Source organism: Dorea longicatena, assembly GCF_025150085.1.
Classification (GTDB): Bacteria; Bacillota; Clostridia; order Lachnospirales; family Lachnospiraceae; genus Dorea_A; species Dorea_A longicatena.
The window spans coordinates 1,030,444-1,051,709 of the sequence record NZ_CP102280.1 but is presented as its reverse complement, the minus strand read 5'-3'; the positions used below and the strand labels follow the sequence as shown (position 1 = coordinate 1,051,709).

21 protein-coding genes are annotated in these 21,266 nt (G+C 42.1%); 1 reads left to right on the top strand and 20 read right to left on the bottom strand.

Going from position 1 to position 21,266, the window contains the following annotated elements:
* Positions 1-51: 51 nt before the first annotated feature.
* The 16 genes from codY to mtaB form a co-directional block, all read right to left on the bottom strand.
* Positions 52-834: a GTP-sensing pleiotropic transcriptional regulator CodY gene (gene codY, locus NQ508_RS04955; RefSeq protein WP_006428541.1), complete on the bottom strand. Its 783-nt coding sequence runs from the start codon at positions 832-834 to the stop codon at positions 52-54.
* A gap of 64 nt (positions 835-898) precedes the next feature.
* Complete coding sequence (gene topA, locus NQ508_RS04950; RefSeq protein WP_055213645.1) at positions 899-2,983, bottom strand: type I DNA topoisomerase; 2,085 nt, start codon at positions 2,981-2,983, stop codon at positions 899-901.
* 28 nt (positions 2,984-3,011) lie between these two features.
* A complete protein-coding gene (gene dprA / locus NQ508_RS04945; protein WP_173733085.1) occupies positions 3,012-4,106 on the bottom strand; it encodes a DNA-processing protein DprA in 1,095 nt (364 codons plus the stop codon).
* A 16-nt stretch (positions 4,107-4,122) separates the two neighbouring features.
* The gene (locus NQ508_RS04940) at positions 4,123-5,676 is read right to left on the bottom strand and encodes a YifB family Mg chelatase-like AAA ATPase (RefSeq protein ID WP_173733086.1); all 1,554 of its coding nucleotides are present in this window, start codon (positions 5,674-5,676) and stop codon (positions 4,123-4,125) included.
* Positions 5,677-5,907: 231 nt separating this feature from the next.
* Entirely contained in the window at positions 5,908-7,002 is a 1,095-nt protein-coding gene (locus NQ508_RS04935; RefSeq protein WP_006428547.1) for a lysylphosphatidylglycerol synthase transmembrane domain-containing protein, read from the bottom strand.
* A complete protein-coding gene (locus NQ508_RS04930; RefSeq protein WP_006428548.1) occupies positions 6,971-7,693 on the bottom strand; it encodes a polysaccharide deacetylase family protein in 723 nt (240 codons plus the stop codon). The genes NQ508_RS04935 and NQ508_RS04930 overlap by 32 nt, the downstream gene beginning before the upstream one ends.
* A complete protein-coding gene (locus NQ508_RS04925) occupies positions 7,693-8,784 on the bottom strand; it encodes an MGDG synthase family glycosyltransferase (RefSeq protein ID WP_006428549.1) in 1,092 nt (363 codons plus the stop codon). The genes NQ508_RS04930 and NQ508_RS04925 overlap by 1 nt, the downstream gene beginning before the upstream one ends.
* Positions 8,785-8,899: 115 nt before the next feature.
* Entirely contained in the window at positions 8,900-9,523 is a 624-nt protein-coding gene (gene sigK / locus NQ508_RS04920; protein ID WP_055194621.1) for an RNA polymerase sporulation sigma factor SigK, read from the bottom strand.
* A 104-nt stretch (positions 9,524-9,627) separates the two neighbouring features.
* A complete protein-coding gene (locus tag NQ508_RS04915) occupies positions 9,628-10,866 on the bottom strand; it encodes a peptidase U32 family protein (protein ID WP_006428551.1) in 1,239 nt (412 codons plus the stop codon).
* Between the two features lies 1 nt (position 10,867).
* The gene (locus NQ508_RS04910; RefSeq protein ID WP_006428552.1) at positions 10,868-11,533 is read right to left on the bottom strand and encodes an O-methyltransferase; all 666 of its coding nucleotides are present in this window, start codon (positions 11,531-11,533) and stop codon (positions 10,868-10,870) included.
* Positions 11,534-11,710: 177 nt separating this feature from the next.
* Positions 11,711-13,378, bottom strand: coding sequence for a ribonuclease J (locus NQ508_RS04905; RefSeq protein WP_022415138.1), 1,668 nt, complete (start codon positions 13,376-13,378; stop codon positions 11,711-11,713).
* 18 nt (positions 13,379-13,396) lie between these two features.
* Positions 13,397-13,864: a Fur family transcriptional regulator gene (locus NQ508_RS04900; protein WP_006428554.1), complete on the bottom strand. Its 468-nt coding sequence runs from the start codon at positions 13,862-13,864 to the stop codon at positions 13,397-13,399.
* Between the two features lie 6 nt (positions 13,865-13,870).
* A complete protein-coding gene (locus tag NQ508_RS04895) occupies positions 13,871-14,131 on the bottom strand; it encodes a DUF1292 domain-containing protein (protein ID WP_006428555.1) in 261 nt (86 codons plus the stop codon).
* A 14-nt stretch (positions 14,132-14,145) separates the two neighbouring features.
* Complete coding sequence (gene ruvX / locus NQ508_RS04890) at positions 14,146-14,580, bottom strand: Holliday junction resolvase RuvX (protein WP_028086993.1); 435 nt, start codon at positions 14,578-14,580, stop codon at positions 14,146-14,148.
* A 5-nt stretch (positions 14,581-14,585) separates the two neighbouring features.
* Positions 14,586-14,849, bottom strand: a complete 264-nt coding sequence (locus NQ508_RS04885) for an IreB family regulatory phosphoprotein (RefSeq protein WP_006428557.1) — start codon at positions 14,847-14,849, stop codon at positions 14,586-14,588.
* Positions 14,850-14,906: 57 nt separating this feature from the next.
* Positions 14,907-16,235, bottom strand: coding sequence for a tRNA (N(6)-L-threonylcarbamoyladenosine(37)-C(2))-methylthiotransferase MtaB (gene mtaB / locus NQ508_RS04880; RefSeq protein ID WP_006428558.1), 1,329 nt, complete (start codon positions 16,233-16,235; stop codon positions 14,907-14,909).
* 156 nt (positions 16,236-16,391) lie between these two features.
* On the opposite strand from mtaB, the gene NQ508_RS04875 reads away from it, so the two are divergent.
* Positions 16,392-16,625, top strand: a complete 234-nt coding sequence (locus NQ508_RS04875; protein ID WP_006428559.1) for an HPr family phosphocarrier protein — start codon at positions 16,392-16,394, stop codon at positions 16,623-16,625.
* Between the two features lie 76 nt (positions 16,626-16,701).
* Here the strand turns inward: NQ508_RS04875 and thiI are convergent, their stop codons facing one another.
* The 4 genes from thiI to prmA are packed head-to-tail and all read right to left on the bottom strand — an operon-like array spanning position 16,702 to position 20,842.
* The gene (gene thiI / locus NQ508_RS04870; protein ID WP_006428560.1) at positions 16,702-17,889 is read right to left on the bottom strand and encodes a tRNA uracil 4-sulfurtransferase ThiI; all 1,188 of its coding nucleotides are present in this window, start codon (positions 17,887-17,889) and stop codon (positions 16,702-16,704) included.
* 45 nt (positions 17,890-17,934) lie between these two features.
* Positions 17,935-19,095 (bottom strand): cysteine desulfurase family protein, encoded by a 1,161-nt coding sequence (locus tag NQ508_RS04865; RefSeq protein ID WP_044920534.1) that lies wholly within the window; start codon positions 19,093-19,095, stop codon positions 17,935-17,937.
* Positions 19,096-19,140: 45 nt separating this feature from the next.
* Positions 19,141-19,878, bottom strand: a complete 738-nt coding sequence (locus NQ508_RS04860) for a 16S rRNA (uracil(1498)-N(3))-methyltransferase (protein ID WP_006428562.1) — start codon at positions 19,876-19,878, stop codon at positions 19,141-19,143.
* A gap of 10 nt (positions 19,879-19,888) precedes the next feature.
* Positions 19,889-20,842, bottom strand: a complete 954-nt coding sequence (gene prmA / locus NQ508_RS04855) for a 50S ribosomal protein L11 methyltransferase (protein WP_006428563.1) — start codon at positions 20,840-20,842, stop codon at positions 19,889-19,891.
* Between the last annotated feature and the right edge of the window lie 424 nt (positions 20,843-21,266).

Below are 21,266 nucleotides of genomic sequence, written 5' to 3'. Positions count from 1 at the left end.
TTTTATAGTATGAAAAGGGTATCAGTCGCCCGATACCCTTTATAATTCTTATTATTTTGTACGTTCTGCTTTAATGCGGTCCAGTTCAGTAAATACGTAATCATTGATTACTTTAATATACGTTCCTTTCATTCCCGAAGAGCGGGATTCTATTACCCCTGCACTTTCGAATTTTCTAAGAGCATTTACAATAACGGATCTTGTAATTCCTACTCGATCTGCAATCTTACTTGCAACAAGGATTCCTTCGGCTCCATCCAGTTCATCAAATATATGAATGATCGCCTCCAGTTCCGAATAAGACAATGTGCTGATCGCAGACTGTACAATATGCTCTTTTCTGGTCTCTTCTGCACTTTCTTCATTCACGGATCTTAACATCTCAAGGCCAACGACCGTCGTTCCATATTCGCTCAGAATAATGTCGTCAATTTCATACACCTTATCTTTTTTATAAATAAAAAGTGTTCCAAGTCGTTCTCCGGCAATGTCAATAGGTGTAATGATCGCCTGGTAACCTTTGACAGTTTCTTCGGAAAATCCAAGTGTCTGAAGATTTACATTTTCTTTTGTTGATAAGATACTAAGCAGGCGCTCATTCAGCATATCATCTACATGCTTTCCGATCTCTCTCTCGATCAATTCGGTAATGTAAGGCACACCTTCACATTTGCTTCCGCCAAGCACTTTTCCTTTTTTACTGATCACCAATACGTTCGAATCCAGAATCTCTGTAAGGACTTCACAGATATCGTTAAATACGACTTTGCTCGAACTGTTGTTATGCAGTAATTTGTTGATTTTTCTGGTTTTATCCAACAATTGTACGCCCATTTACATTCCTCCATCCTTATGAATGTATATTATCATACAATTCTGAAACATTCAACGAATTTTCCTAATTTTCCTTAGTATTTTCAATATTTTCTACATATCCACACTGTTCATCACTGCAGACCAGTTTATTTCCCTTTTCAAGCATATATGCGCCACATCTCGGGCATTTTTTTGTTGATGGCTTCTGCCATGACATAAATTCACATTCCGGATTATCTTCACATCCGTAATATCTTCTTCCTTTTTTCGTTTTACGGATTACAACGTCTTTTCCGCAGATTGGGCATGGTACTCCTATTTTTTCCAGATATGGTTTGGTGTTACGGCAATCCGGGAATCCTGGACAAGCCAGGAATTTTCCATGCGGACCATACTTCACTACCATATTACGTCCACATTGTTCACAGATTACATCTGTAACTTCATCTTCTATTTTCACCTGTTCCAGTTCTTTTTCAGCTTTTTCTACTGCTGCTTCCAGATCTGGATAGAAGTTTTCAATAATTGTTTTCCATCTGACTTTGCCTTCTGCGACTCCATCAAGAAGACTTTCCATATTAGCTGTAAAGTTCACATCTACAATACTTGGGAATGACTGCTTCATAATATGATTTACAACTTCTCCAATCTCAGTCAGATAGAGATTTTTATTTTCTTTGGCCACATAACGTCTTGCAATAATTGTGGAAATTGTCGGCGCATAAGTACTTGGACGGCCGATTCCGAGTTCTTCCAGTGTCTTAACCAGTGTTGCTTCTGTATAATGAGCCGGCGGCTGCGTAAAGTGCTGCTTCGTATCAAGGCTTTCCTTCGTAAGAACCGAATCCATATCGAGACCTTTTAATAATACATTGTTCTCTTCTTTTGCCTCTCCCGCTTCTGTGTACACACTTTTGAAACCTTCAAATGAAACTTTGGATGCGGCAACAGTAAAACGGTACTGTCCTGCTGCAATCTTAACAGAAGTGGTCTCATATCTCGCCGGCTGCATTCTGCTGGCGATAAAGCGTTTCCACACAAGCTGATACAGACGGAACTGATCCCTGCTCAGGAATTCTTTCACTGCTGCTGGAGTTCTGGTTACATCAGTCGGACGAATCGCCTCATGCGCATCCTGAATGATTTTCTTATCAGAAGTCTTCTTTGCATCACCCTCCGCTACATATTCTTCTCCGAATCCTTCTTTGATATATTCTCTTACTGCTGCATCTGCTTCCTCTGAAATACGGGTAGAATCAGTACGCAGATATGTGATCAGACCTACCGTTCCACTGCCCTTGATGTCAACACCTTCATATAACTGCTGCGCAATACGCATTGTCTTAGCCGTCGCAAAATTCAGCGCTTTAGACGCTTCCTGCTGAAGTGTACTGGTTGTAAAAGGTACCGGTGCTTTCTTTGTTCTTTCTCCTTTTTTTATGTCTGCAACAGAATAATCTGCATTCTCTACTTCTTTGACAATTGCATCCAGTTCTTCCTTTGATGAAATCGTCATCTTATTTTTCTCTGTTCCATAGAATTTAGCCGTAAGAAGTTTTCTTTCGCCTTTCACTTTCAGATTCGCATCAAGTGTCCAATACTCTTCCGGTATAAATGCATCTATCTCCTCTTCTCTGTCTGCAATAATTCGAAGTGCAACAGACTGTACACGGCCGGCACTTAATCCCCTCTTAACCTTTGCCCACAAAAGCGGACTGATCTTGTAGCCTACAATTCTGTCCAGGACACGACGTGCCTGCTGTGCATCTACCAGATCCATGTCTATCTCTCTTGGATTCTTAAGCGACGCTTTTACTGCATTCTTGGTAATCTCATTAAAACTGATTCGATAAAATTTTTTATCCTCTAATTTTAACGCTTTACTCAGATGCCAGGATATTGCTTCTCCTTCACGGTCCGGGTCAGTTGCCAGATAAATCTTGTCAGCTTTCTTCACTTCCTTGCGAAGCTTTGCAAGGATTTCTCCCTTTCCTCTGATCGTTATATATTTTGGTTCATAATCATTTTCAATATCGATACCCATCTGGCTCTTGGGCATATCTCTTACGTGACCATTCGATGCGGTCACTACATAATTACTTCCTAAAAACTTTTTAATTGTTTTCACCTTCGCAGGTGACTCCACGATTACCAGATAGCGTGCCATAATTTCCTCCATAATAGCGGCTGTATCTTTACTGCAGCCTTATATAATAATTTCTGGATACTTCCTTTACATATCCATTTAATTCTAACGTGATCAGTCTTTCCATTAACTCTGTAACCGAAAGTCCTGTTTCTTTCATCAGCTGATTTGTCCCTTTCGGAAACAAATCGAGACAACTATACACCATAAACTCAGGACTTTCAAGCATTTTTTCACTTTTGTTTCCTTTTTGCCCGATTTCCACCGGATTAATGTTCCATTCATCCATCAATTCTTCCGGGGTAATCAGTATCCCCGCTCCCTGCCTGATCAGTCTGTGACACCCCTGACTTAACACACTGTTTACCGGTCCCGGAAGAGCATATACATCCTTTCCCTGCTCCAGTGCAAGATCCGCAGTAATCAATGATCCGCTCCTTTCTTTTGCTTCCATAATAAGTATCCAGTCCGCCAGCGCACTGATGATTCGATTTCTTCTTGGAAAATTCCACGCATACGGCTGGGTTCCTGGTGAAAATTCGGATACTATTCCTCCTTTTTCCTGTATATCCATATACAATCCTATATTCTCTCTTGGATAACAGACATCCACTCCGCATCCAAGTACCGCATATGTCACACCACTTTCTTTAGCCCAACTGCTATTTAACGCTCCTCTTTGTCCTGCACCGTCAATTCCTCTTGCCATACCACTTATTATCTGTATTCCTGCTTCTGCAAGGCTTTTTCCATATTGTAATGCCATCTGTTCACCATACGCCGTACAGTTTCTCGCCCCTACAATCGCCGCACTTTTTCTTTTTTCATCCGGAAGTTGTCCGAGTACATATAATGCATACGGAGGATCGGTAATATATTTCAGTTTTTCCGGATACGTTTTTAAAAAGTACGGTATAAACTGTATTCTTTTTTCTTCTGTCTTTCTCCATTTTTCTTCAAGTTTTGTATCTTTTTTTGCATTCTTTAATATCGCCACATCCTTCTCGTTTAGAAAGCGCAGTTTATCTAACTTAGTTTCTTCTATATAATATATGGCTTTTCCAGATCCATATACCTCTCTTAGTTTTTGCTTCTTCAGATCTGTAATCTCTTTTATTCCTGCCAGCCAGTATTCGTAGATCATCTGCTTTTCTCCTTTCTTAACGTCCCCAATATTTTTTATCCAACGACCGATAAGCGATTGCCTCTTTTAAATGCTTCTCCGTCACTTTTTCACTGTAATCCAAATCAGCGATCGTTCTTGCAACTCGTAAAATCTTATGATATGTTCTCGCTGTCAGCCCCATCCTTTCAAATGCCTTCTCCATCAACTTTCTTTCCGCACTGCCTAATGGAATATAGGTCCTGATTTCTCCCGGTCCAAGCATAGAGTTTGTACGAATTTGCGTTCCCTCGTATCTTTTTTTCTGTAATTTTCTTGCTTCTACTACTCTGCTTCGTATTACCTCCGATGATTCCTCCTCTTTTTTTCCTATCCTTTCTATATCCAGTTCCCGGTACTCCACTTTCGGTGTCTCAATACACAGATCCATACGATCCAGAAATGGCTGACTTATCTTTCCAAGATATTTCTGAATCTGTGACGGCGTACATGAACATTTCTGCATATCCGGATAATTACCGCATGGGCACGGATTCATGGCTGCTACCAGCATAAATTCTGCCGGAAATGTAAAATTTCCATAATTTCTGGCAATATGTATCTGATGTTCCTCCAAAGGCTGTCTCAACACTTCCAGTACATTTCTCGGAAACTCTGCCAGTTCATCCAAAAATAACACACCTCCGTGAGCCATACTGATTTCTCCCGGTCTTGGTGTCATTCCACCTCCAACTAATGCAGTCTTCGTTATGGTATGATGAACACTTCGAAACGGACGCCTGGTGATCAAAGGCTGCTCTTTATCTATCATTCCAAGTACACTGTATATTCTGGTAATCTCCAGGCTCTCCTCCAATGACAATTCCGGTAAAATCGTCGCAATCCTTCTTGCAATCATCGACTTGCCGGACCCCGGCGGTCCTGCCATCAATAAATTATGTCCTCCCGCCACGGCAATCTCCGCTGCCCTCTTCACCGCATTTTGACCACATATGTCTGAAAAATCCTCTTTTTTATTTTCGAAAATATTTCTTTGTGCGGAGGACCTTCCCTGTTTTTTTCTATGTATCTCTTTTTCATCTCCGTTCAGATATGCGCAGAGTTTTTCCAGATTATCAGCGGGAAGAATCTTTATCCCGCTCACAAGCCTACCTTCTATTTCATTTTCTTTCGGCAAAATACAGGCAGTACAGCCCTGATTCTTAGCTTCCATAACGATTGGCAGCACACCTGACACACCTCTTATTTTCCCCTCCAGACTCACCTCACCAATCACTGCCACACCTTTTAGTGCCTCTTCCGGTACATAATTCATTGCCGCCAGAACCGCCAGTGCAATCGGCAGATCAAACGACGCTCCTCTTTTTCTAACTGTTGCCGGAGCCAGATTCACAATAATCTTCTTAGCCGGTAATTTCATTCCCGAATTGCGAATTGCTGTACGCACTCTCTCTGATGCTTCTTTTACTTCCGAAGACAGATATCCTACCATGTGAAACATCGGAAGTCCGTTACTGACATCAGCCTCCACTCTGATCATCTCTACACTCAGTCCCTGAACAGCTGCAGATAAAACTGTACAAAACGACATCTACATACTCCTTTCTGTATCCGTATCCACCAGGTTCGATCGTGATTCCTGCACCCGGCTTTTTTCGGTACAAGCTTATTAAATTAAATTTACAATTGATATTCCGGCCGAAATAGCCGTTAAAGAAGCAGCTGCTCATCGCATTGCTGCATAGGATAAAACGAAAAAAGAACAGAATATATGATTCCTCATCTTCGTTAAATGTGCAATCATCATATCCTATTCTTTCTGTTATGTCAATATTTTTCCAGTTCCATTTTCTGTTTCCTGTTGCAGTTTGTATTTCGTTCCACTTTGATCTGCACTTCTTCCATTAAAACGTCCTAACACCACACCAAGTATTCCACTTAAGATCAACAGGAAGTAAAAACTGATCCCACGATTCACCAATACTACAGCAGCAACCGGTACCGAAGAAAACATACCGGCAAATAATTTTACAAAAGAAAATTCACTGATTCCTTCCGCTCCCGGAAACGGAAGAAGCGCTGTTGTCATATATAATATAATCTGATGTAAAAAAAGACTTCCAAATGTACTGCCTGCTTCTCCCATTGCATGATATACTGCCCACGGAACGCTGAACCAGCAGATAATCTGTACCAGGCTCACCCCAATTACCTGTAATGTAAGGTTTGGATCTTTTTTAAAAAAATCTTTGCAATTTTCAAAATCGTGTAATATATCATTGATTTTACTTTCCATTTTCTCTTTATGTCTAAATGGAAGTTTCATAACCAAAAAGCGAATCCCTTTTACGATTTTTCTTTTCAGTCTGTCAGATACGATCACGATCATCAGTGCGGCAATAAAAACCAGATTCATAATATAACCAACCAATGCCAGTATCAGCATAATTTTATTCAGGTGTATTCTTCCTGTCAGAATCCAGAGCGCTGCAATGTTTTCCATCAGAAATGCTGCAATCTGAAAACTCGTAAGCTCTGTTAAAAGTGCCATCGTTCCATGTGCCACGTGGATCTTATCTTTGCTCATCGCATATAGCTGCAATGGCTGTCCTCCGGTCGCCGATGGTGTTACCGAACTGAAGAAATAGCCAATATATGCATATTTCATAGCCTCTTTAAAGCTTACCCGATATCCAAAAGATACTAAAACTTTTCTCAGATTAATACCTTCTGCAATATTAAACACTGCTGCCAGACCAAGGCCTGCCGTCAGCCATTTCGGATCCGCATTTTTCATTGCATTCCATACAGATTCTATATCCGCACCCTTCAATACAATAAATATGACTACGAGCACCAGCAATATAAATAACACAATATATTTTTTAACTGATCTCTGACCTTCCCGCTGTTTCATACTTTTCTTCAATCCTTCTAAATTCATATCCTTGTGCCTTTAACATCGGAATTGCTTTTTTCAATGCTTCAATTGTTCTTCCCGGTGCACCATTTTCTCCTCTTCCATCATGCAGGCATATCACTGCTCCCGGAAATACACGTCTAAGAATTTTATTGCAGATACTGTCTGCCGTCTCCTTTGCAGACCAGTCCTGCGCCATTACATCCCAAAAAATCAGTTGCAAATGCATTTTCCTGATGCAGTATAAACTCATCAGGTTCAAATGTCCCCATGGTGGTCTGTATTCTTTTACGTCAATTCCCATTTTTCCCATAATCTTCCTGGATTCTTTCAGATCCCTTTTCATCCTTCCAGGTCCGAACAGCATTGCACTTTGATGACTCAAAGAATGTATTCCTATCGAATATCCACTTTTTTTCATCCGTTTCACAATATCCGGATGTCCCTGTGCAGCTTCCGCTACCATGAAAAAGGTTGCCGGAACCTGTTCCTGATCCAGAAGATCCAGTAATTTGTTCGTATATACGGTATCAGGTCCGTCGTCAAATGTCAGATATAAAACCTTTTCTTCTTTTTTCGCCATCTTTTTGTCTCTGATAATCCAGTGGTACTTCATCAGATATGTTGGAATGATACTATATACAAGTGCTCCTGCACCTATAATTCCTGCCTTTACTGCTTTCTTCATTATGCCGTCATCCTCTCTTCCATGATCTCTACCGCCTTATCCAGAGAAACATCTATCATTTCCTTCCGGGCATGTCTTACATTCTCATCCATCTGTTTCAGAAGTTTTCTGTCATTCAGAAGTTTTTCCAGTTCTGGAATATAATCCTCGTGTTTTCCCCATACCACTTTTGCAAATCCTTTTTCTGCCGCATACCTTGCATTGTTCATTTCCTGCTCCAGAAATGGATGAATCACAAATAACGGTACCTGACTGTGAAGAATTTCAAACAACGTGATCCCTCCGGCTTTTGTGATCACAAGATCTGCCCACCGCATATATTTACTGATATTTTCTGTATATCCCAGTACTTTGACATCCTCATACCGGTTCACCCATTCTTCGTACATTTTATGATTCTTTCCCGTAATAACAATGGTCTGAACCGATTGCATACTATGCAATTTCCCCAGTAATCTTCTCAAATCTGGCATGAGGCCAAGTCCGCCTCCCATTACAAGAACTCTGCGAACTTCTTTTTCATTTTCCAGATGTTTCCTGTCCATATTCAAGAACTGCTGACGTACAGGAATTCCTGTTACAAGAATATTCTCTGCTTTTGTACCTTCACAGATCAGATGCTCCTTAATCTCCCTGGTAGGTGCCAGATACAGATCTGTCTGATCTGCTTTCCATTCCGGATGCATGCTGATATCTGTAATACATGTAACCAGCGGTGTCGAAAGTCCAGTCTTTTCTTTATATGATGCAATTGCCTTTACACACATCGGATGTGTACAGACAATAACATCCGGCTGTTCCTTTTCCAGGATTTTCTTTAACTTTTTATAAATCGCAGCTCCTCTCGGCTGCATTTCTACTTTCATTTTTCCAGACATTTTATAAATAAAGTTATATATTCCGTGGCAATGCTCCACCATCAGACGAAATCCCCCAAAAATAAGTTTGCTGATATGTGGATATAATTCTTCCAGGAGATCTTTTTTTACAATTTCTGTATCTTTATCAAGCTTACGGAACTGTTCACAGATTGCATTGGCTGCCATTTCATGTCCCATTCCAAATCTTCCACTTAACACCAGTACTTTCATAACTGCCACCCTTTCTCACATACCTTCTGATATGTCTCTTTCTTATGGTGTTAAGTATAGACTTTGATTCTTAAAATAATTGCCATATAATTCTAAAGATTTCTTAAAGACTTTTCTAAGAAGGAAAAAAGGCTCTCAGTTTTTCAATTGCACTCTTCTCAATCCTTGAAACATATGATCTTGAAATTCCCAACATTTTGGCGATTTCGCGCTGTGTATATTCTTCTTCATTATATAATCCATACCGCAATTTCAATACTATGCGTTCTCTTGCAGACAGTTCTGACTCAACTTTCTGATATAATCGTATGACATCTTCTTTTTTTTCGAGCCTGTGATGAACATCTTCTTCTCCCATCTCGATCACATCAAATAGCTGTATCTCATTTCCCTCCCTGTCTGTTCCGATCGGTTCATACAAAGAGACTTCTTTTGACGATTTTTTCTTTCCGCGGAAATGCATCAATAATTCATTTTCTATACAACGAGCTGCATATGTTGCAAGTCTTGCACTTTTTTCCGGATCAAACGTAACAACAGCTTTCATAAGTCCTATTGTCCCAATAGACAGAAGATCTTCCATTTCCTCCGGCGGAGGCTGATATTTTTTTACAATATGGGCAACCAGCCTCAGATTTCTTTCTATCAAAATATGCTTTGCTTCCAGATCACCCTCTGTATATTTTTGCACATAATACTTTTCTTCTGCTGCTGTGAGGGGTTGGGGAAATGATTTCAATACAGCGGCTCCCTCCCCGGCAGTTTTATTATATTCTATGCAAAAAACAGTGATTCTGTGCTTTTCCATTTTTGCACTGAATCACTGTCTTCTTTTCCATAAGATTATTCTGTTTCTTTTTCTGCTCTTCTTAAAATATCATATACCGATGCATCTGCACTGAGTGCCACATAAAGCACCTGTTTCGGATGTGGTGCACTTTCCTGTTCATTTCCATCCTCATCTATGATTTTTTCTACAGTTGCTTCTACATTCTGTCCGTCCGGTTTCATGATCTCAATCACTTCGCCTACCGAGAATTTATTTCGCTGTTCAATCCTGTACAGTCCGTCTTTAATCTCTCCTATGATACCAAGATATGTGTACTCTCTGATATACGTATTACTGTCATAAATCTGGCTTTCTTCACTTGGTTTTCCAAAATAAAATCCTGTCGTGAACTGACGATAGGTACAATTTGAAATCTGATCCTTATACCACGGCATATTTGCCTCATATTTCTTCGGATCTTCCAGATAATCATCAATTGCCTTACGGTACGTTCTCGCAACTGTTGCCACATACAGGGCCGTCTTCATACGTCCTTCGATCTTAAAGCTGTCGATTCCGGCATCGATCATCTCCGGAATGTGCTCGATCATACACAGATCCTTAGAGTTGAAAATGTAGGTACCTCTTTCATTCTCATATACCGGCATATATTCGCCCGGTCTCGTCTCTTCTACCACGGAATATTTCCAGCGGCACGGATGTGTACAGGCTCCCTGATTGGCATCTCTTCCTGTGAAGAAATTACTCAAGAGGCATCTTCCGGAATAAGAGATACACATTGCCCCGTGGATAAAGCTTTCAATCTCCATCTCTTCCGGGATATGTGCACGGATCTCTTTGATCTCTTTTAACGAAAGCTCTCTGGCTGTTACCACACGTTTTGCTCCCAGGTTCCACCAGAAGTTAAATGTACCGTAGTTGGTATTATTTGCCTGCGTGCTGACGTGTCTTTCAATCTCCGGGCAGATCTCTTTGGCAAGCATAAAGATTGCCGGGTCTGCAATGATCAGAGCGTCCGGACCGATTTCTTTCAGTTCTTTTAAATACTCTGCTGCTCCCTCCAGGTCATCATTGTGTGCAAGAATATTCACGGTGACATGGACTCTTGCGCCATGGTCATGTGCAAACCGCACTCCTTCTTTCATGTCTTCCATGGAGAAATTTTTTGCCTTTGCACGAAGTCCGAACGCTTCTCCTCCGATATATACTGCATCTGCACCAAACATAACCGCAGTCTTCAACACTTCCAGACTGCTTGCAGGAATCAGTAATTCTGGATGTCTGTTTCTCATCTTATCGATTCTCCTTCTCTTCTTTTTTCTTCTTAATGCTGAGTGCCACACCGTCTCCCAGTGGGATGATCGATGTCTCCAGCACATCACTGTGTTTTAATTCATAGAGATAATCCCTCATCCGGCTGTGGATCGTACGGTTTCTCCGTTCAACCGCGAACCGGGATTCAATGATATCTCCATCCTGTAATACATTATCCGACATTAATATGCCACCATCCGAAAGCAGTCTCACTGCCTCCGGCATATAGTGGATATACTGTCCCTTAGCCGCATCCATAAAAATAAAATCATACGGTCCTTCCAGTGTCTTCATCACTTCCAGGGCATCCCCTTCGATCAGGGTGATCTGTTCTTCTTTCCCTGCCCGTTTGAAATTATTTCTTGCGATCGGAATTCTTTTTTCATAATTTTCTATCGTTGTGATATGGCTTCCTTCCGGAAGATATTCGCTCATTAAAATCGCCGAAAATCCGACTGCTGTACCGACTTCAAGGACTCTCGCCGGGCGGTTCATCAACATCATGACTTTCAGGAAACTCTGGGTTTCCTTCCGGATGATCGGCACGAAACTATCTAACGCTTCCTGTTCGATTGCTTCTATGACAGGATTCTCCGGACGTTCCAGCGACCGGATGTATGTGACCATACGTTCATCTACGATCATAGTATTCCTACCTCTGTTCTATTTGTTACGGTTTTATCTGTTACACATTTTTTCATCTTGAGTTTCTACAAGGGAATGAGCCGTACACTGCACAAAACAGGCTTCGCCCACTGCGTTCGAAGGCGCCTGTTTTATACAATGTGCGGCTCATTTCCCGTTTAATTATAATTATACTTTCTATACGTCCATAATAATCGGAAGAATCATTGGTCTTCTCTTGGTCCGCTTCCAGATGAAATCATTCATCGTATCACGAATCACAAGCTTGATCTTGCTCCAGTCCGCATTACGCTGGTGTGTCAGACAGTCTTCTACCGCTTCTGTAAGGACTTTTCTCGCCTCTTCCATCAGACTTTCAGACTCTCTTACATACACGAATCCACGCGATACAATATCCGGACCTGCAAGAAGCTGGTTGCTTCCCTTCTCCAGTGTCAGTACAACGATCATGATACCGTCTTCTGCCAGATGCTGTCTGTCACGGAGTACGATATTACCGACATCTCCGACACCGAGGCCGTCTACCAGGATCTCTCCTGTATGCACGTTGTCTACAACTTTTGCTTCCTTATCGCTGAGTTCCAGTACATTACCCGATTTCAGAATAAAGATATTTTCTTTCGGAATACCAAGCATCTTGGCGATTCCTGCATTTGCTTTCAGATGTCTGTACTCTCCATGGACCGGAATTGCATATTTCGGTTTTACCAGAGAATAGATCAGTTTCAATTCTTCCTGACAAGCATGACCGGATACATGGGCATCCTGGAAGATAACATTGGCACCTTTCGCAGTCAGTTCATTGATGACCTTGGATACGGATTTTTCATTTCCAGGGATCGGGTTTGAACTGAAGATGATCGTATCGCCAGGCATGATTGTTACTTTCTTATGCACATCTGCTGCCATACGTGACAGTGCTGCCATTGATTCTCCCTGACTTCCAGTTGTGATCAGAACTGTCTTCTCCGGTGGATAATTCTTCAGCTGATCGATCTCGATCAGTGTCTTATCCGGAACATTTAAGTATCCCAGCTCCTGTGCAACCTGAATGATATTCACCATGCTTCGTCCTTCTACGACTACCTTACGGTCATATTTACATGCCGTATTGATGATCTGCTGTACACGGTCTACATTTGATGCAAATGTTGCAATGATAATACGTGTATCTTTATGCTCTGCAAAAATGTGGTCAAATGTAATACCTACCGTACGCTCAGACTGGGTAAATCCCGGTCTCTCCGCATTGGTACTGTCCGACATCAGTGCCAGTACACCTTTCTTTCCGATCTCTGCAAATCTCTGCAGATCGATCGCATCACCATATACCGGTGTATAATCTACTTTAAAGTCTCCTGTATGCACAACGATACCGGCCGGTGAATAGATCGCCAGTGCCGCAGCATCCTGGATACTGTGGTTTGTCTTGATAAATTCGATACGGAACTGACCCAGATTGATCGACTGTCCGTGTCTTACAACTTTTCTTCTTGTACTGCGAAGCAGATTGTGCTCCGTCAGCTTCTTCTCGATGATTCCCATCGTAAGCTTGGTCGCATAGATTGGAAGATTCAGTTCTCTTAATATATAAGGGAGTGCACCGATATGGTCTTCATGACCATGGGTGATCACAAATCCTTTGACTTTCTGGATATTATCCTTCAGATAAGTAACATCCGGAATGACCAGGTCGATTCCGAGCATATCCTCCTCCGGGAAAGATAATCCACAGTCTACAACAATAATACTGTCCTCATACTCAAAAGCTGTGATGTTCATTCCGATCTTTTCCAGACCTCCGAGTGGAATGATACGCATTTTTCCATTGTTTTCTCTCTTCAAAATTACACCTCCACGTGCTTACCGTACTATTTTTCTGCCTCTTTTTTGGCACTCCTTGCACTGTCCGTAGAACTTTAATTCGTGGTCTAACACATGAAATCCCGTTGTCTCTTCGATCTTATCTTCCAGATCTTCCAGAAGATCATCCTTGAACGGAATGATCTTTCCACATGTTCTGCATATCAGGTGATGATGATGATGTCTTTCTTCTCCATCGAAGAATTCTCCGATCTCATAACGTGCACATCCATCATCAAGATTGATACGATCCACCAATTGCATTTCCAGTAACAGCTGCACTGTCCGGTAAATTGTTGCCAGCCCAATTTCCGGATAATCTTCTCTTACTAATTCATAAATATCTTCTGCAGTCAGATGCTTATCACGATGATCTGCAAGGACCTCCAGTACCAGTATACGCTGGTTGGTAACTTTCAACCCCTTTTCTCTCAGCATTTCTTTAAACTTCTCTTTACTGATAGACATTCCAAACTACCTTTCAATCTCTACATCTTCAAGTAGTTCTTCAAATACTTTCAGAACAGCAGAAAGCTCTACATCATCTTCTACGATCTCGTATACACTCTCTGACTGGTTCTCTCCTGATGTGTCTTTCAAAATCAGACATTCTGCATCATCATCTTCCGAATCTGTCACCAGAATATAAGACACCCCACCAACTTTTGTCTGTTCAAGTACATAAAAATCTACTTCTTCATTCATCTCTTCGGACATGAATTTAATCTTTTCCATCTATAATCCACCTCTTAATCCAGGGGCGTATGCGCAAGTGAATCCAGATATCCCTGCAATATAAAAACAGCCGCAATCTTATCAATATACTTCTTGCGGTCTTCACGCCTCACCTTATTCTCTATCAAAGTCCGCTCAGCTTCTACCGTGGTCAGACGCTCGTCCCACATAACGACCTCAAGGCCGGTCCGTCTTTTTAACATCTCACCAAATGCCATTGATTTTTCCGCACGATCTCCAATATCATTATTCATATGCTTCGGAAGTCCGAGAACAATCTTCGTAACCTGATACTCTTCAATCAGTGCTTCGATACGCGCACAGGTCTTTCTGAGCTTGTTCTCGTCCTTTCTGCATATTGTCTCTACTCCCTGAGCAGTAATTCCCAAAGGATCACTGACCGCAACGCCTACCGTCTTAGATCCATAGTCCAGTCCCATGATTCTCATAGTCATTATTCCCACTCATTATGCTCGATATACGTCTTGAGCATCTCTTCTACCAGTTCATCTCTTTCCATCTTCATGATCAGACTTCTGGCTCCGTTATGGCTTGTGATGTAGGTCGGATCTCCGGACATAATATAACCTACGATCTGGTTTACCGGGTTATATCCCTTTTCACTTAATGCCTTATATACAATCTCCAGAATGTCCTTTGCGCTGATCTGTGGTCCACTTTCTACCTGGAAAAACTGGGTATTTGTCATATTTTTCATATAATCACGTCCTCCAAAAATATTTCAATTTTATTCTACATGATTAAATCTCAAATTTCAATGCAATATTTGTAATTGGTTTTCAATTTCTACATTTACAAGCTGATTAATAAGATTATTCGGATTTTTTACACCAATTTTCACATATTCCTTTGTGTGCCCGATCTGAAGTTCCTCTCCATCACGCACGATTTTCTCCTCGATCAGGACCTCCTGTGTGGTTCCAAGCAGTCTTTCTTCATAAACCGCCTGCTTCTTACGGTTCAGTTCCAGAAGTTCGGCGCTTCTTGCGGCCTTGATCTGATCCGGCACCTGGTCTTTCATAGCCGCTGCCTTTGTTCCTTCTCTTCTGGAATATTTAAAAATATGTGTTTCATAAAAATCTACTTTATCTACAAATGCCTTCGACTCTGCAAACTCTTCTTCCGTCTCTCCCGGAAAACCGACGATCACGTCCGTTGTAAGTGCCGGGTTGTCGAAATATTTGCGGAGCAGCTGACATTTCTCATAATACTCTTCTGCTGTGTATCTGCGGTTCATGCGCTTCAATGTTGCGTTGCATCCGCTCTGCAATGACAGATGGAAATGCGGACACATCTTCGGAAGTTTTGCGATTGTCTGTGCAAATTCTTCCGTAATAATTCTCGGCTCCAGTGATCCAAGACGGATTCTTTCGATTCCTTCCACTTCATGGATCGCCAGAATCAGTGACAACAGGTTGTCGTCACAGTCGATTCCGTACGAACTCAGATGGATTCCAGTCAGTACCACTTCTTTATATCCATTGGCCGACAGTGTCTTCACTTCATCCAGCACACTGTCACGGCTTCTGCTTCTTACCCTTCCTCTTGCGAACGGAATGATGCAGTAAGAGCAGAACTGGTTGCATCCGTCCTGCACCTTGATATAAGCTCTTGTGTGTTCCGCCGCCGTACTTAAATGCAGGTCTTCATACACTTTTTCATGATTGATATCCAGAATCTCCTGATAGGTCTCTGTTTCCTTTTCCTGTTCGTCTGATGTTTCCCGCTGACCATCCTGATTCTTTTCTTTTTCATAATTTTCCAGGATTTCAACAATATTCTGCTTCTTATTATTACCAACGACAATATCAATACCTTCCGGGATATCATCTTTCTTAGCCTGTACATAGCAGCCGCAGGCAACAACAATAGAATCCGGGTTCATCTTTCTTGCTTTATGAAGCATCTGTCTGGACTTCCGGTCCGCCATATTCGTTACGGTACAGGTATTAATGATATAGACATCCGCACCTTCCTGGAACGGCACGATCTCATATCCATGCTTTTCCAGCAGTTCCTGCATGGCTTCCGTCTCATATGCATTTACTTTGCATCCGAGATTATGCAATGCTACTTTCTTCATATATCTGTTCCTTTCTTTTTAAAACATTATTTTAACACATTGTTGTAACATCTAACGAAAATCTTCTGAATTCTTTGGCAATTTGTTCCTTGACTTTTCTTCGTCTGACTCTTAATATATCTATAGAACAAGAAATGAATCAAGGAGGGTATTCCAATGAAAACAGTAAAGATTTCTTTAAATTCAATCGACAAAGTAAAATCATTCGTAAATGACATCACAAAATTTGATTATGACTTTGATCTTGTATCTGGAAGATATGTCATTGATGCAAAATCAATCATGGGAATCTTCAGCTTAGATCTTTCTAAACCGATCGATCTGAACATCCACGCTGATGACAACGTAGAAGAGATCATGGAAATGTTAAAACCATATCTTTGTGACTAATCAGTAATAAAAGTAAATGATTTACTTAGAAAAAGGGCTGACCTGTTTAAGGGTTCAGCCCTCTTTTTTACTTCATTTATTTTACTTCAATGATCTCAACGGTCTCAATCGCCTGTTTCATCAGCTCATCGATCTTCTCATTCAGATTCTCTTCCGAACGGCGGATCACATCAATATTCGGCTTGGTTACCGGATGTTTTGCCACGAAGATCGTACAGCAGTCTTCGAACGGCTGGATCGAGGTCTCATAAGTATCGATTTTTTCTGATACATCCACGATCTCCTGCTTGTCGAATCCGATCAGTGGACGGTATACAGGCATCGTACATACATCGTTTGTTGCTGCAAGACTCTGCATGGTCTGGCTTGCCACCTGTCCGATACTTTCCCCTGTGATCATACCTAAGCAGCCATCCTCTTTTGCAAAATGTTCTGCGATACGCATCATGTATCTTCTCATAATGATCGTCAGCTCATCATGCGGGCATTGATCGTAGATATAAAGCTGGATATCCGTAAAGTTGACGACATGCAGCTTGATCGGTCCAGAATATTTTGCCACTTTCTTTGCAAGATCCACAACTTTTTGTTTTGCACGTTCGCTTGTATACGGCGGCGCATGGAAGTAAGTAGCCTCAAGGCTTACTCCACGTTTGGATACCATGTATCCTGCAACCGGGCTGTCGATACCGCCGGATAACAGAAGCATCGCCGAACCATTGGTTCCGACCGGCATTCCGCCTGCTCCCGGAATGATCTGTGAATATACGTAGATCTCATTCCTGACTTCTACGTTCACCATAACATCCGGATGATGTACATCTACTTTGATTCCGCTTTCCGGGAATGCGTACAGGATTGCTTCTCCAAGGTCACGGCTGATCTCCATAGAGTTCAGCGGATAAGACTTTTTGGCACGTCTGGACTCTACTTTAAATGTAAAGTTCTTATCTGGATACATCTCATCCATATATGCGACAACATCTTTTTTCAGTTCCTCGAATCCTTTGTCCTCCATACGGACAACCGGACAGATTCCGACCAGACCGAATACTTTCTTCAGATGTTCCACAGTCTCATCGTAATCATAATCTCCTTCACAGTCTACATAGATTCTTGCCTGTGATTTGTGTACATCGAACTGTCCGTCTACATCTTTTAATGCATAACGCACCTGGCGCACCAGTGCGTCTTCGAACAGATGACGGTTCTTTCCCTTAATTCCAATCTCTCCATATTTTAATAAAAATGTATGAAATCTCATCTTCTGATTCCTTTCCTGATCTCTTTCTCTTTTATCTGTAACTTTCTAATGTCTGGTATATCTTCTAAGCATCGGTACTATATTATATAGTGCATCGAGCGTATAGTCAATCTCTTCCAGTGTAGTAAATTCTGACATACTAAACCGAAGCGTCGCATCCAGAAACTCCTGTTTTGCCCCGATTCCTTTTAACACACCGCTGATCTGCGGATGGTTGGACGCACATGCCGATCCGGATGACACATAGATTCCTTTATCTTCCAGCGCATGTAATAGCACTTCACTTCTGATCCCTGCGATTCCTACACTGATAATATGCGGTGCCGACGTCTCATCGTATAAACCATGGATCGTTGTATTCTCGATCTTTTCCACGCCTTCGATGAAATGCTGTTTTAACGCCCGCATCTTCTCCACTTTTTCATCGAGGTTATCGTAAATCGTCTTTGCCGCCAGGGAAAGTCCTGCGATTCCCGGTACATTTTCCGTTCCGGAACGCATGTCATGCTGCTGACCGCCGCCGTAAACGATCGGGCGGATCTTTACATTTTCACCGATGTATAATGCACCCACGCCCTTCGGTCCGTGGATCTTGTGACCGCTGATGGAGCACATATCTACCTTCAGTTTCTTCGGGTAGATCTTGTATTTTCCAAATCCCTGTACCGCATCGACATGGAATAAAATGTCTTTATTATATGCCTTTACGATACTTGCCGCTTCCTGAATCGGCTGTACGGAACCCACTTCGTTGTTCACATACATGATCGATACCAGGATCGTATCTTCACACAGCGCTTCTTTCAACGCATCCAGACGGATTCTTCCGTACTGGTCTACCGGAAGATAGGTCACACGGAATCCTTCTTCTTCCTCAAGAAAACGCATGGTGTTGATGATTGCCGGGTGCTCGATGGATGATGTGATCAGGTGGTTGCCTGCACGCTTATTCGCTCTTGCCGCGCCGATCAGTGCCATATTGTCACTCTCCGTACCGCCGGAAGTAAAATACACTTCCTTTTCCTGTACCTTCCAGAGTCTGGCAAATGTTTCTTTTGCTTCTTTTATATATTTTTCTGCTTCCACACCTTTGTTATGCATAGAAGACGGATTGCCATAGTCTTCACACATGACCTTCTGCACCAGTTCCCCGACGCTTCGGTATGCCATGGTAGTCGCCGAATTATCCAGATATACTTCCTTCATTTCTTCACTTCCTGTACTCTTCATTCTTAGTATTAGATTATGTTTCTACCCTTCCAGATGGAACATCAGAACCGAAAGCATCGTAAGTCCTGCAGTCTCTGTCCGAAGGATTCTCTTGCCAAGTGTCACCGGATTTGCCCCGGTTTTCATGGCAAGTGCTACTTCTTCTTCCTCAAAGCCGCCTTCCGGTCCGATAAAGATGCCGACCGACTGCCCCGGTCTGATTCCTGCGATGATCTGCTTCGTCTCTTCCATCCCTTTTTCCAGTTCGTATGGGATCAGGACAACGTCCAGTTCTTCTGCCTGCTTCAATGCCTGCGCATAAGTGCATACTTCTCCCACCTCAGGAATAATACCTCGTCCTGCCTGCTTCGCCGCACTGACCGCAATCTGCTGCCAGCGTTCGACCTTCTTCTTCGCCTTCTTCGCATCCAGCTTGACCACGGCTCGCTTTGTCGCCACCGGGATTACCTGATATGCGCCGAGTTCTACCGACTTCTGCACGATCAGTTCCATCTTGTCCTGCTTTGGAAGTCCCTGGAACAGATAGATCTTTGATGCAAGCTCGCTCTCGTCCTGCTTTTTCCCCAGTATCTTAAGCACTGCCATATCAGCTTCATAGGATTCCACTGCACACAGGTACTGACTGCCTTCTCCGTCATTTACCGTAAGTTCTTCACCGGTCTTCATGCGGAGTACATTCTTCATATGATTGACGTCGCCGCCCTCTACGTAGATCTTTCCTTCCTTCACCTGCTCCGGTGACACAAAAAAATGTTGCATATCGAATCCTCTAATTCTTTCTTGCCGTTACAGATACCCATTCACCCTGGTGGTTCACTTCCAGAACTTCGAGGCCTGCTTTCTTCACAGCTTCTACGACCACTTCTTCTTTATCTTCGATGATTCCGCTTGTGATATAGATACCGCCCTTTTTCAACTGGTGGATGATCACAGGTGTCAGCGGTACCAGTACATCTGCCAGGATATTTGCTGCTACGATATCGTATTTCTCATAACCGACCTTATCCTGTACTTCTTTATCATCAATGATATTACCGATCATGACTTCATACTGGTCTCTGCTGATTCCGTTGTTGTCCATATTCTCGTAGGTTGCATCGATCGCACACGGATCCAGGTCTGTTCCTACCGAATGCTTTGCGCCGAACTTTAACGCCAACATTCCAAGGATTCCGCTTCCACATCCAACGTCTAAGATCTCTGTATCTTCTGTCACATATTTCTTAAGCTGGCGGATGCAGAGCTGTGTGGTCTCATGCATACCGGTTCCGAATGCTGTGCCCGGATCGATATGGATCACCATCTTGTCGCTGTCTTTGGCCTCTACATTCTCCCATGAAGGAATGACAAGAATGTCATCAATATAGAACTGATGGAAATACTGCTTCCAGTTATTTACCCAGTCTACATCTTCTGTCTGGGACTCCTCGATCGTACAGTCTCCCACATTCAGATAACTTCTCATCTCTTCTAATTCCTGTCTGACCTTCAGTAACATCTCATGCTTGTCTACTTCTTCATCCAGATAGAATGTCAGGTATGCACATCCGTCATCTTCCGGCATATCCGGCAGGATGTCTACGAACATCTGCTCTTTGTCAGACTGTGTAAGCGGGATCTTATCTTCGATCTGCACTCCTTCGATTCCAAGATCAGCAAGCATGCTGCTGACGATATCTTCTGCCTCTGTTGTTGTCTTCAGACGAAACTGATTCCATTTCATATATATTTCTCCTTTATCTCATCTTGTTTAAGACCTCCCCGGGTCTTATATCATCTTCGTTTACATTCATTGCTTATTTTAACACCTGTTGTCTTTAAAGTAAATGTACTTCTTTCGCTAAAACAATGTTAAGAAAATAACGATTCTTGTTCATACCGTGTTAAGATCCATCCGTTTCTCTTTATCTTCTTACCAAAAGTCCATACAATGTACCCGGAAGCAAAATTCCACATCATATATAACATCAATATATAAAAACATTGACAAGGAGGACTTTGACTTATGAATATTGGCATTTTAATTCTTATGATCGTCGGTGGGGGTGTCGGAATTCTATCATCACTATATATTGCGTTCAGCTTTCCGGCCATGATTATCTGGAAAATTTATCGCAAAATCCGTCATGGATATAAACTTACATACT

Excerpts from the sequence above, each read along its gene's own strand:
- codY (WP_006428541.1), bottom strand. The coding sequence starts at position 834 with ATGGGCGTACAATTGTTGGATAAAACCAGAAAAATCAACAAATTACTG.
- topA (WP_055213645.1), bottom strand. The coding sequence starts at position 2,983 with ATGGCACGCTATCTGGTAATCGTGGAGTCACCTGCGAAGGTGAAAACA.
- dprA (WP_173733085.1), bottom strand. The coding sequence starts at position 4,106 with ATGATCTACGAATACTGGCTGGCAGGAATAAAAGAGATTACAGATCTG.
- NQ508_RS04940 (WP_173733086.1), bottom strand. The coding sequence starts at position 5,676 with ATGTCGTTTTGTACAGTTTTATCTGCAGCTGTTCAGGGACTGAGTGTA.
- NQ508_RS04935 (WP_006428547.1), bottom strand. The coding sequence starts at position 7,002 with ATGAAACAGCGGGAAGGTCAGAGATCAGTTAAAAAATATATTGTGTTA.
- NQ508_RS04930 (WP_006428548.1), bottom strand. The coding sequence starts at position 7,693 with ATGAAGAAAGCAGTAAAGGCAGGAATTATAGGTGCAGGAGCACTTGTA.
- NQ508_RS04925 (WP_006428549.1), bottom strand. The coding sequence starts at position 8,784 with ATGAAAGTACTGGTGTTAAGTGGAAGATTTGGAATGGGACATGAAATG.
- NQ508_RS04915 (WP_006428551.1), bottom strand. The coding sequence starts at position 10,866 with ATGAGAAACAGACATCCAGAATTACTGATTCCTGCAAGCAGTCTGGAA.
- NQ508_RS04910 (WP_006428552.1), bottom strand. The coding sequence starts at position 11,533 with ATGATCGTAGATGAACGTATGGTCACATACATCCGGTCGCTGGAACGT.
- NQ508_RS04900 (WP_006428554.1), bottom strand. The coding sequence starts at position 13,864 with ATGTCTATCAGTAAAGAGAAGTTTAAAGAAATGCTGAGAGAAAAGGGG.
- NQ508_RS04895 (WP_006428555.1), bottom strand. The coding sequence starts at position 14,131 with ATGGAAAAGATTAAATTCATGTCCGAAGAGATGAATGAAGAAGTAGAT.
- ruvX (WP_028086993.1), bottom strand. The coding sequence starts at position 14,580 with ATGAGAATCATGGGACTGGACTATGGATCTAAGACGGTAGGCGTTGCG.
- NQ508_RS04885 (WP_006428557.1), bottom strand. The coding sequence starts at position 14,849 with ATGAAAAATATGACAAATACCCAGTTTTTCCAGGTAGAAAGTGGACCA.
- mtaB (WP_006428558.1), bottom strand. The coding sequence starts at position 16,235 with ATGAAGAAAGTAGCATTGCATAATCTCGGATGCAAAGTAAATGCATAT.
- NQ508_RS04875 (WP_006428559.1), top strand. The coding sequence starts at position 16,392 with ATGAAAACAGTAAAGATTTCTTTAAATTCAATCGACAAAGTAAAATCA.
- thiI (WP_006428560.1), bottom strand. The coding sequence starts at position 17,889 with ATGAGATTTCATACATTTTTATTAAAATATGGAGAGATTGGAATTAAG.
- NQ508_RS04865 (WP_044920534.1), bottom strand. The coding sequence starts at position 19,095 with ATGAAGGAAGTATATCTGGATAATTCGGCGACTACCATGGCATACCGA.
- NQ508_RS04860 (WP_006428562.1), bottom strand. The coding sequence starts at position 19,878 with ATGCAACATTTTTTTGTGTCACCGGAGCAGGTGAAGGAAGGAAAGATC.
- prmA (WP_006428563.1), bottom strand. The coding sequence starts at position 20,842 with ATGAAATGGAATCAGTTTCGTCTGAAGACAACAACAGAGGCAGAAGAT.